The 12521-nt window shown below is 63.0% G+C and carries 1 protein-coding gene; it reads right to left on the bottom strand.

The annotated features are described in order from the left end of the window. Position 1: 1 nt before the first annotated feature. Entirely contained in the window at positions 2-12451 is a 12450-nt protein-coding gene (locus tag VY732_RS09780) for a non-ribosomal peptide synthase/polyketide synthase (RefSeq protein ID WP_331695280.1), read from the bottom strand. Positions 12452-12521: the final 70 nt, after the last annotated feature.

Raw genomic sequence — 12521 nt, 5'->3', positions numbered from 1 at the left:
TTCAAAGGGTCTCCAGGTCTGCCAGGAAATCATGCATCTCACTCAGGTCTTCGCTGGAGTGAGGGGTCAGGTGAACAGCCAGTTGCTCGGCGTACTCGCGCAGCGATGCGGTGCGGAACAGCAGGTCCAGCGGCACTGCCGCACCTTGCTCCAGTTGCAGTCGCGCCGTGGCCTGAGTCGCCAACAGTGAATGTCCACCCAGTTCAAAGAAGTTGTCGTCGCGCCCTACCCGTTCGAGCTTGAGCACGTCTTGCCAGATATCCGCGACGCTCTGTTCCAGCGCACCGTCCGGCGCCACGTAGGTGCGCAGCAGTTGATTGGCGTCCGGCAGCGGCAAGGCCTTGCGGTCGAGCTTGCCGTTGGGGGTCAGCGGGAAATGCTCCAGCAGCATCCAGTGCGCAGGAATCATGTAATCGGGCAGCAAAGGTGCGAGTGCCGATTTCAGCGTGTCGCGCAGGACTGCGGGGTCGGCATCCTGCGGATTCGCCGCAATCAGGTAGGCCACCAGTTGCAAGCCACCCGGGCCTTCCTGCGCCACCACCGCCGCTTCGCGAATCGACGCCTGAGCCAACAGGCAGGCTTCGATTTCGCCCAGCTCGATGCGGAAACCGCGGATCTTCACCTGATGGTCGACACGCCCGAGGTACTCGATCACCCCGTCAGCGCGATACCGCGCCAGGTCACCGGTGCGATACAACCGCGCACCGTTGCCGAACGGATCGGGCAGGAAGCGCTCGGCGGTCAGCGCCGGCCGGTCGTGATAACCCCGCGCGAGGCCATCGCCACCGATCAGCAATTCACCGATCACACCGGCCGGGTTCGGCGCAAAGTGTTCGCCGAGAATATGCAGCGTGGTATTGGCAATCGGCCCGCCGAGGTACGGCTGGCGCTGCTCGGTCGTCAGTTGATACGCCGCCGACCAGATCGTCGTTTCCGTCGGCCCGTAAAGGTTCCAGACTTGCCCGGCGACAGCGAGCAGGCGCGCGGCCAGATCCTCGGCCAGCGCTTCGCCGCCACACAGGCATTTGCGCCCCGCAAGCCGCGCAGCCTGCGGGTGATCGAGCAACATGCGCCAGGTCGACGGTGTCGCTTGGACGACGCTGACCTGTTGTTGCTCGATGATCTGCAGCAGCGCCTCCGGGTCGTGCGCACTCTGCTTGTCCACCAGCACCACGCAGGCTCCGCTGAACAGCGCGCCGTACAGTTCAAGCCCGAAAATATCGAACGAGAACGTGGTCAGCGACAGCACCCGGTCAGTCGCCACCAGCCCCGGCTCACGGGCCATGCTCGCGACGAAATTGACCAGTGCCTCATGACGCACCATCACGCCTTTCGGCTTGCCGGTGGAGCCCGAGGTGTAGATCGCATAGCTGAGGTTGTCACCGTCGACCGGCACCTGCGGATTGGCCGCCTGTGCAGCGCTGATCGGCTCTTCGAGGGAACCCGGCACCAGCGTCTGCACACCGGCCGGAATTGGCAGCACTTGCAGCAACGAGGCTTGAGTCAGCAACAACTGCAAACCGCTGTCTTCGATCATGTGCGCCAGACGATCGCTCGGGTATTGCGGATCCAGCGGCACGTAAGCGCCACCGGCCTTGAGGATCGCCAGCAAGCCGACAATCATCGCCACGCCACGCTCCAGCGCGATGCCGACCAGACGATCCGGGCCAACCCCTTGGGCAATCAGGCGATGGGCCAGACGGTTGGCCTGCGCATTGAGCTCGGCGTAGGTCAGGCGCTGTTCAGCAAACACCAGCGCAATCGCGTCTGGTGTCTGATCCGCGCGCGTTTCGATCAAGCGGTGGATGCAACGCGCTTCAGGCCAGGCCGCTGCGGTGGCATTCCACGCCAACAATTGCTGATCGGTTTCGGCGGCGTCGAGCAGGTTCAAGTCACCCAGTGCACGCTCGCTGCCGTCAATCATTTGCAGCAACAAGCGTTGCAGGTGCAGGCCCATCTGCTCGACCGAGGCCGCGGCAAACTGTGCGCACTGGTAGCTGAATTGCACCGCCAGCTCGGCACCGAGGCTGACCGACAGGGTCAGCGGATAGTTGGTTTGCTCGAGGTTATCCACGGCACCGAAACGCAGGCCTTGCGGCGAGCTTTGTTCCAGCGCTTGGGAAATCGGGTAGTTCTCGAACACCAGAATGTTGTCGAACAGCGCCTCACCGCCCAGCCCGGCCCAGCGCTGAATGTCGAACAACGCGGTGTGTTCGAACTCGCGCAACGCCAGGTTTTGCGCCTGTACACAGTGCAACCAGTCACCGAGGCGCTGCTCCGGACGCGGGCTGGCGATAACCGGCAAGGTGTTGATGAACAACCCGATCTGCTGTTCTACACCGAGCAGATCCGCCGGACGCCCCGACACCGTCGCGCCGAACGCCACGCAGGATTTGCCGCTGTAACGCTGCAACAGTAGCAACCACGCCGCTTGCACCAGCGTGTTGACCGTGACTTTCGCATCGCGGGCAAAATCGCTCAGACGCTGAGTCTGTGCCACGTCCAGTTGCACCCGATGTTGCGCATAAGCCTGAGGCTCGACGCCTTGCGTCGGTGCCGCAAACACCTGCGCCAGGCGCACCGGCTCATCCAGTTCACGCAATTGATCGAGCCAGAAGGCTTCTGCGGCAGCGGCATCCTGTCGCTGCAACCAGGCAATGTAATCGCGATAACGCCCGTTCGGCCGCGCCACCGCTTCAGCGCTGTAATGCAGCAACACTTCGCCGAGCAACTGCGCACTGCTCCAGCCATCCATCAGGATGTGGTGGTTGGTGTAGATCAGGTGATGACGGTTGGCCGCGGTGCGCACCAAGACCAGACGCATCAGCGGTGCAGCACTCAGATCCAGACCTTGCGCGCGCTCCGCATCGGCGAGGTTTTGCAGCGCAGCGTCCAGATTCGCCCGAGCGCTCCAGTCGAGCACGCGGAATGGCACCTCCAGATGGCGCTGCACAACTTGAACGGGTTGATCCAGATCGCCCTGCCAGAAGAACCCGGTGCGCAGAATGTCATGGGCATCGACCACCGCTTGCCACGCGGCGCGGAAACGCTGCGGGTCGACGCCATCGACGTCCAGACGCATCTGGTTGATGTAGTCGCCACCGCCCTGTTCAAGCAAGGTGTGGAACAGCATGCCCTGCTGCATCGGCGACAGCGGGTAGATGTCGTCGACGGACTGCGGCTGTTGCACCAGCACGTCCAGCTGCGACTGGGTCAGCGTCGCCAGTGGGAAGTCCGACGGCGTCACGCCACGGTTGGCGCTGTCGCAACAATGCGTGATCAGCGCGGTGAGTTCTTGCAGGTAATCGTCGGCCAGACGCTGAATCGTCGCCGGGTTGAACATCTCGCTGCTGAAGGTCCAGCTCAGATCCAGCTCGCCGCCGAACACTTTGCCGTCCAGCGCCAACGGGCTGCCCAGCGGGCCGGCCATGTTCACCTCTTCACCGCCGGATTCGCTGGTCGGCACGAACAAGGCGTCGTCGCCAGCATCGAAGCTGCCGTCGAACTGACCGAGATAGTTGAAGGTCAGGCGCGGTTTCGGCAGGGCTTGCAACGCTTGCTGTGCAGCGGCGTCGCCAAGGTGCGCGAGAGCGCCGAAGCCGATGCCTTTGTTGGGGATCGCGCGCAGTTGCTCCTTGATCTGTTTCAGCGAAGCGCCGAGGTCGGCAACCGGCACCAAACGCGCCGGGAACACACTGGTGAACCAGCCAACGGTGCGGGTCAGGTCGACGTTGTCGAACAAGTCTTCGCGACCATGACCTTCCAGTTGCACCAGCACACTGTCGTCGCCGGTCCAGCGCACCATCACCCGCGCCAGCGCGGTCAGCAGCAGGTCGTTGACTTGCGTGCGGTAGGCCGCCGGGGCTTCCTGCAACAGTTGCCGGGTCAGGGTTTTATTCAGTTGCGTGCGGATCGATTGCGCCTGATTGTGTTGCTGACCGGCGTGCGGGTTGTCGCAAGGCAACTCAGTCGAGGCGCCTTGCAGCTGTTGCTGCCAGAAACCCAGTTCGGCCTGCAACGGCGCGCTCGCGGCATAATCCTGCAATGCCTCGGCCCAGGCTTTGACCGCACTGGTTTTGGCCGGCAGTTGCACGGCTGCGCCGGACAGAATCTGCCGATAAGCGCTTTGCAGATCTTCGAACAGGATCCGCCACGACACGCCATCCACCACCAAGTGGTGAACCACCAGCAGCAGTCGTTGAGTACCGTCGGCAAGGTTCGCCAGCACCGCGCGGATCAGCGAACCGTCACTCAGTTGCAGGCTGCGCTGCGCCTGATTGCCCAGCGCCTCAAGCGCCGCCAGATCAGCGACCTCGACTTGCCACAGAACGGTTTCGCCCGCTTGCGTCGCGACATCGCGATACTGCGCCGACCAGCCGTGCGCCTGCTCGACAAAATCCAGACGCAGGCTGTCGTGATGCGCCACCAGCGCATCCAGTGCCTGCTCCAGCACCTGCGCGTCGAGCGCCTGGGACGGTTTGAGCATCACCGACTGATTCCAGTGGTGACGATCAGGAATTGGCTGCGCGAAGAACCACTGATGAATCGGCAGCAACGCCGTTGCGCCGGTCACCGGTTGTTGATCGATCAGTTGCAGCGGCTCGCCGCTTTGCACCACGGCGGCCAGTGCCTGAATGGTCTGGTGCTGGAACAAGTCTTTCGGGGTAAAGCGCAAACCGCCCTGACGGGCCCGGCTGACCACTTGAATCGAGATGATCGAATCGCCGCCCAGCTCGAAGAAGTTGTCGCTGAGGCCGACGCGCTCGAGCTTGAGCACGTCCTGCCAGATCGTCGCCAGTTGCTGCTCCAGCGCACTTTGCGGCGCGACATAGACTTGCTGCAATTGGCTGACATCCGGTTTGGGCAGATTCTTGCGATCGAGTTTGCCGTTCGGCGTCAGTGGCATGCGCTCCAGGCGCAACACGTACGCCGGGACCATGTGCGCTGGCAACGTGGCTTTGAGCTGCTCACGTAGTTGCTCGGCAAAATCTTCGCGCGGCGAATCGCTGACCACGAACGCGACCAAGCGTTTGCTGCCGGCGCTTTCCTGCGCCACGACCACCGCTTCGCGCACGCCATCCAGCGCCTGCAGACTGGCTTCGATCTCGCCGAGTTCGATGCGGAAACCACGGATTTTCACCTGATTGTCGATACGTTCCAGGTAGTCGAACGTGCCATCGACACGCTGGCGCACCAGGTCGCCGGTACGATAGAGCACGCCACCGCGGCGGCTGAACGGGTCAGCGACAAAACGTTCGGCGGTCATCGCCGGACGATTGAGATACCCCCGCGCCACACCGCTGCCGCCCAGATACAACTCACCGGCCATGCCTTGTGGCAACAGGTTGAGATCGGCATCCAGCACATAGGCGCTGCGATCACCGATGCGGCTGCCGATCGGCGCATACGCGGCGCCGCACGGTTCGTCGCGAGCGGCCTTCCAGATCAGCGGCGTGACCACGGTTTCGGTCGGGCCGTAGCCGTTGATGATGTACTCGGGATTCAGCGCACGTTTAACCCGCTCGAAACTGGCATTCGGCACCGCATCACCGCCGAAGCAGTAGATGCGCACCTTGGGTGGATTGCCGACGCGCTCGGCGTGTTCGGCCAGTTGTTGCAGGTACACCGGCGGGAACGCGACCACGGTCACGCCGTGTTCGATCATCGCGTTGTAGGTCTGCTCAGGTGTCCACAGGCTGTCATCGCGAATCAGCAGCGAGCCGCCGTGGGTCAGGCTGGTCAACCAGCGCTCGTGGGCACCGTCGAAGGCGAACGACATGAAGTGGAATTCGCAATCGCTGTCGCGCATTTCATAGCGCTCACCAATCGCCAGACAGTGCATGGCCAGCGGCCCGTGGCTGACGCTGACGCCTTTCGGGTTGCCGGTGGAACCCGAGGTGTAAATCACGTACGCCAGGTTGTGCGGATCCAGTGCAACGATCGGTGCCTGCGTCGAATGCGCGCTGAGGTCGAGGTGATCGAGTTCCAGCACGGTCAGTGCGTCCGCGATCGGCAATTGCGCGGTCACCCGCGAATCGGTCAGCAACAGCGCCAGACCGGAATCCTCCATCAGGTACGCCAGACGCTCGCGCGGGTAACTGGTGTCCAGCGGAACGTAGGCGCCACCGGCCTTGAGCACCGCCAGCAACGCGACGATCAGGCCCTCGCTGCGTGGCAGCGCAACACCGACACGCACTTCGGCGCCAACGCCGCGGGCCACCAGTTCATGGGCGAGACGGTTGGCGCGGGCGTCGATGTCGCCGTAGCTGAAATGTTGGCCGTCGAAAATTACCGCGGTGCGATCCGGCTGTTGCGCCGCCAGGCGCGCGTAACGCTGATGCACGGCGAGGTCGACCGGGTACGCCTGCGGTTGGTTTTCGAGGATCTGCCGGGCGTGTTCCTCAGCCGTTGCCAAGGCGATTTCACCGAGGCGGCGTTCGGCAGATTCGGCGAACTGCTCCAGCAGATGCAGCAGTTGCGCGCTCAGGCGCTCGACAGTCGCGACACTGAAATGCGCCTGATCAAAACTCATGTGCAGCGCCAGGGTTTCGCCCAGCGTTACGCCAAGAGTCAGTGGGTAATGAGTCTGATCCTGGTTGGCCACTTCACCGAACACCACGCCTTGCGCGGTGCCGTGTTGCAGCGCCTCGGAAATCGGAAAGTTTTCGAACACCAGCAGCGTGTCGAACAACGACTCGCCGCCCTGCCCGGCCCAGCGCTGAATGTTGGCCAGCGGCGTGTGTTCGAACTCGCGCAGGCTGAGGTTCTGCGCCTGCACCGCGGCCAGCCATGCGGCAACGCTTTGATCGGGACGCGAACCGGCGATCACCGGCAGCGTGTTGATGAACAGGCCGACTTGCTGCTCGATGCCGACCAGTTCCGCCGGACGCCCGGCGACGGTGGTGCCGAACGCCACGCAAGCACTGCCGGTATAGCGCTGCAACAGCAGCAGCCACGCGGCTTGCACCAAGGTGTTGGCGGTGACTTTCTGCTGCCGGGCAAACTCGTTCAGGCGTTGCGTACGCGGTGCGTCGAGCGAGTAATGCTTGAGCGCGTGCCCGCGCTCGACACGCACCTCACCGCCGCCCGCCGCAGCTTGCGCAAGCACGGTTGGCTCATGGAAGTCGGCCAGTTGCGCCAGCCAGAACGCTTCGCTGACAGCGCCGTCCTGACGTTGCAGCCACTGGATGTAATCGGCGTAACGGCTCAGCGGGCGCGGCGGTTGCTGGCCAGCATAACGCTGCAGCACTTCGCCGAGCATCTGCGCGCTGCTCCAGCCATCCATGAGGATGTGGTGGTTGGTGAAGATCAGGTGATGACGCTGATCGGTGACTTGAATCAGCGTCACCCGCAGCAGTCCGGCCTCGGTCAGATCGAAGCCCTGAGCGAGATCGGCAGCCGTGAAATCCTCGAGCGCCTGAGCAATGTCGGCGCGCTCACGCCAGTCGAGCAGCGTGTACGGCAATTCGAGGCGGCGATGGATGATCTGCAGTTGTTCCTGCAATTCTCCCTGCCAGATGAAACCGCTGCGCAGGATGTCGTGGGCATCCATGGTCGCCTGCCACGCGGCGCGGAAACGCTCGGGATCGAGGCCGTCGACATCGACACAGAGCTGGTTGATGTAAGTGCCGGTGCCCTGCTCGTACAAGGTATGAAACAGCATGCCCTGCTGCATCGGCGACAACGGATAAATGTCTTCGATGCCGGCGGCCGGCACCGCGATCGCATCCAGTTGCGCCTGAGCGATGTGCGCCAGCGGGAAGTCCGACGGCGTAATGCCCATGGTTTCCGGCAGGCAGCAATGGCTGATCAGCGCTTGCAGTTCAGCGGTGTATTCGTCGGCCAGACGGGCGATGGTCGCCTCGTTGAACTGCTCACGGCTGAAGGTCCAGCGCAGATCCAGTTCACCGTCGTAGACCTGGCCTTCGACGCCCAGCCAGTTGTCCAGCGGTGCATCGAGACTTTGCTCAAGCCCGGCACGTTCACCGGCCGGGCTGAACAGTGCGCCGTCCTCGGCATCGAAACTGCCGTCGAACTGGCCGAGGTAGTTGAAAGTGATACGGGGCAACGGCAGCGCCTTGAGCGTGGCTTGCGCCGCATCGTCACCGAGGTAACGCAGCACGCCAAAACCGAGGCCCTTGTTGGGGATGGCGCGCAGTTGTTCCTTGATCTGCTTGATTGTGCCCGGCAACGAATCGGCCGGGGTCAGGCGTACCGGGAACAGGCTGGTGAACCAGCCGACGGTGCGGCTCAGGTCGACGTCGTCGAACAGGTCTTCGCGACCGTGACCTTCCAGTTGAATCAGCGTGTCGGCCTGCCCGCTCCAGCGGCAGATGACCCGCGCCAGCGCGGTCAGCAACAGGTCGTTGACCTGGGTGCGATACGCCGCCGGCGCCTGTTGCAGCAGTTGCTGGGTGAAGGTTTTGTCGAGGCGGCTGTGCAGCACCTGAGCGTGGCGAGTTTGCCGGCTGCCATGCGGGTTGTCGCAGGGCAGATCCAGTGCTGCGCCGGCGAGTTGTTGCTGCCAGAAATTCAGTTCGGCCTGCACCGCGTCAGTCGCCGCATAGGCTTGCAGATGCTCGCCCCAGGCTTTGTACGAACTGGTTTTGGCCGGCAGTTTGATGCTCGTGCCTTGCAGTGCTTGCTGATAAGCCTGTTGCAAATCTTCGAGCAGAATCCGCCACGAAACACCGTCCACTGCCAAGTGGTGTACAGCCAGCAACAGGCGCTGACTGCCATCGACGACGGTCGCCAGTACGGCGCGCAGCAGCGGGCCGTTTTGCAGATTCAGGCTTTGCTGGGCCTTGGCGTAAAGCGCTTGCAAAGCATCAGCGTCGAGACGGTCAGCCGTCCACAACAGCTCAGGCTCCGCCGCAACCGGCGCGATGTCTGCACGGCAACCTTCGGCGCTGTCGATGAAACGCGAACGCAGCGCATCATGCTGCACCAGCAAGGTATTCAGTGCCTGCAACAGTGCTTCGGCATTGAGGGTCTGATGACTGCGCAGCAGCACCGCCTGGTTCCAGTGGTGACGCTGGGGAATGTTGTCGGCGAAGAACGTTTGCTGGATCGGCAGCAACGGCATTTCACCGCTGACCGGACTTTGATCGATGCTCACGCCGGCGTTGCCTTGCTGGGCGACGCTGGCCAGACCTTGCACGGTCTGGTGCTGGAACAGGTCGCGTGGGCTGAAATGAATCCCGGCCTGACGCGAACGGCTGACCACTTGAATGGAGATGATCGAGTCACCGCCCAGCTCGAAGAAGTTGTCGGTCAGACCGACCTGTTCAAGCTTGAGCACGTCCTGCCAGATCGCCGCGATTTTCTGTTCCAGCTCACTGCGCGGCGCGACAAAGGCCTGCTGCATCTGGCTGGCGTCCGGCGCCGGCAAGGCCTTGCGATCGAGTTTGCCGTTGGGGCTCAGCGGCAATGCGCCGAGGAACAGCAACTGCGTCGGCACCATGTAGTCCGGCAGGCTGTCCTTGAGCTGCGCCTTGATCGCTTCGCGCGCGGCGCCTTGGGCTTCAGTTGAAGCCGCAATCAGGGCGGTGTCTTTCGGCACCACGTACGCCACCAGTTGCAGGCTGCTGCCGCCCTGCACTGCCAGCACCACCGCTTCTTTGACGGCATCGAGTTCTAGCAGACGGGCTTCGACTTCGCCCAGCTCGATGCGGAAGCCACGGATTTTTACTTGATGGTCAACGCGACCGACGTATTCGATCTGGCCTCGGGCGTTGAAACGCGCCAGGTCGCCGGTGCGGTAAAGACGTGCACCCGTGGCGGAAAACGGATCGGGAATAAATCGCTCAGCGGTCAAGTCCGCACGCTGGAAGTAACCGCGCGCGAGTAATTCACCGCCAATCAGCAACTCGCCGACCGCGCCAATCGGCGTCGGTTGACCGTCAGCATCCAGCAGATAGGCATGCCGCCCCGGCAACGGCTGACCAATTGGCATGGTCAGCGGCAGCGGCTGACGAGCGAACACGTAATCGCTGCAATCAAGGGTGGTCGCAGTAACGGTGGCTTCGGTCGGGCCGTAGGTATTGAGCAACTTGACGTGCTCCAGCCCGGCGAGACGCCAGGCTTGCACACCTTCCGGCGGCATCGCCTCACCACCGCTGTGCACCTGGCGCAGCGCGGCGTAATCACGCGGGCCGGCAGCGGCGAACTCTTTGGCGATCATGTTCCAGTAGGCGGTGGTCAAGTCCATGACCGTGATGCCCTGCTCAACGATATTTCGGTACAGGGTTTCGCTGTCCCAGACTTCGTTGCCGCGCAACACCACCGAGGCGCCGCAGGTCAGCGGACCGAACAGTTGTTCGCCGAAGGCATCGAAGTTGAACGTGGCAAATTGCAGCGCGCAATCGGCAGCGCTCAAGCCGTAGTAATGCTGCGAGGCGAAGGCGTGTTTGCTCAGCGCCCCGTGACTGATGCCGACGCCTTTAGGGCGGCCGGTGGAGCCGGAAGTAAACATCACATAAGCGAGGTTATCCGCCCACACCGCGCGTTGCGGATTGCTTTCGTCGGTGAACGCCCATGCCTCAGCTTGATCGAGGCACAGGCTGCGCACGTTCTGCGGCACCGGCAGGCGTTCGAGCAAATGGCTTTGCGTCAGCAGCAAACGACTGCCGCTGTCTTCGATCATGCACAGCAAGCGATCGCGCGGGTATTGCGGATCCAGCGGCACATACGCGCCGCCAGCCTTAAGCACGGCGAGAATGGCGACGATCAGCTCCAGCCCGCGATCAAGCGCAACGCCGACCAGCACTTCCGGGCCGACGCCCTGCGCCAGCAACGTACGGGCCAGACGGTTGGCGCGGGCGTTGAGCTGTGCATAAGTCAGTTGCTGAGCATCGAAAATCAGCGCGATGGCATCCGGCGTCTGCGCGGCTTGCGCTTCGAATAGCTCATGCACCGGGCGCTCGCTCGGCCAGACCGTGTCGTGACGGCCCCAGTCCTGAGTCAGTTGCTCAAGCTCCTGCGCTTGCAGCAAACCGATCTCGCCAACCCGCTGCTGCGGATCGCTGGCGATGCTGTGCAGCAGGTGTGTCCAGTGCCGCGCCATGCGCTCGATAGTTGTGCCATCGAACAGATCGCTGGCGTAGGTGAACGCGGCGTGCAGTTGACCGCCCTTTTCATAGGTGTCCAGGCTCAGGTCGAACTGGGTGCTGCGGCTTTCCCATTCGATCACGCCAAGTTCCAGACCGCTGCCGACCTTGAGGGTGGTGACGTCAGCGACTTCCGGCTGGTGGTTGTACATCACCTGAAACAGCGGGTTGTAACTCAGGCTGCGCTCCAGTTTCAGCGCTTCGACCAGCCGTTCGAACGGCAGATCCTGATGCGCCTGGGCACCGAGCGCGGTTTCCTTGAGCGCACTGAGCAGATCAGCGAATGCGGTCTGACCGTCGAGCTGTACGCGCAGCACCTGAGTGTTGACGAAGAAGCCGATCAGACCTTCGATCTCGCGGCGGTTACGGTTGGCGATCGGCACACCGACGCGCAGATCGTTTTGCCCGGTGTAACGGTGCAGCAGAATGTTGAAAGTGCCGAGCAACAGCATGAACAGCGTGACGCCGTGCTGGCGCGCCACGCCGCGCAATTGCTCGACCAGTGCCGCGTCCACCACATGCTCATGGCGGCGCCCGCGATTGCTCGGCAATACCGGGCGCGGCCGGTCGAGCGGCAGCTCCAGCACCGGGTGCTCATCGCCCATTTGCGCCAGCCAGTAATCGAGCTGCCGCTGTTGCTCGCCAGCCTCCAGCCAACGCCGCTGCCACAGTGCGTAATCGCTGTACTGCACCGGCATTGGCGGCAACTCGGCCACTTGCCCCTGATCATGGGCATCGTAGAAACGGCAGAATTCGTCGATCAACACGTTCATCGACCAGCCATCGGAAACGATGTGGTGCAGGGTCAGCAGCAACACATGTTCCTGCTCGGCCAGATGCAGCAGACGCACACGCAGCAGTGGGCCGTTGGCGAGGTCGAACGGCAGCAGCGATTGCTCTTCGGCCGCCGCGGCCACGCGCAGTTCGCGCTCGGCGGCCGGCAAGGCGCTGAGGTCGATGCGCTGGATATCCAGCGGTTGTTGCAGCGGCACCTGCAGCAGGCTGTCGTCGGGCTGCTGCTGGAACACCGTGCGCAGGGTTTCGTGACGTTCGATCAGGCTGGCGAAAGCCTGCTCCAGCGCTGACTGGTTCAGCCGCCCGCTCAGGCGCACCGCGGCCGGCAGGTTGTACGCGCCGCTCTGCGGATCCAGATGCCAGAGAAACCACATGCGTTGCTGGGCATAAGACAGCGCCTGCCGATCCTCAGCCTCGACCCCGGCCGGAATCGGAAACCGGGAAAAATCCACCCCTTCCCTCTGCAAGGCAGCGAGGAACATCTGGCGTTTTTCCAGGGGCAACCCGATAAACCGGCGAGCGAGTTTCAGGGAGTCTTCTGCATTCATTTCTTGGCATCCGGATCAGTAGGCAGGCAGCACAAAGGCACGTCGTCCCTATAAAACGAATGCAGACCGG

Source organism: Pseudomonas sp. ZY71, assembly GCF_036542145.1.
Classification (GTDB): domain Bacteria; phylum Pseudomonadota; class Gammaproteobacteria; order Pseudomonadales; family Pseudomonadaceae; genus Aquipseudomonas; species Aquipseudomonas koreensis_A.
Note: the sequence above shows the minus strand (reverse complement) of the source record. Positions and strands in the feature narration are given on the sequence as shown.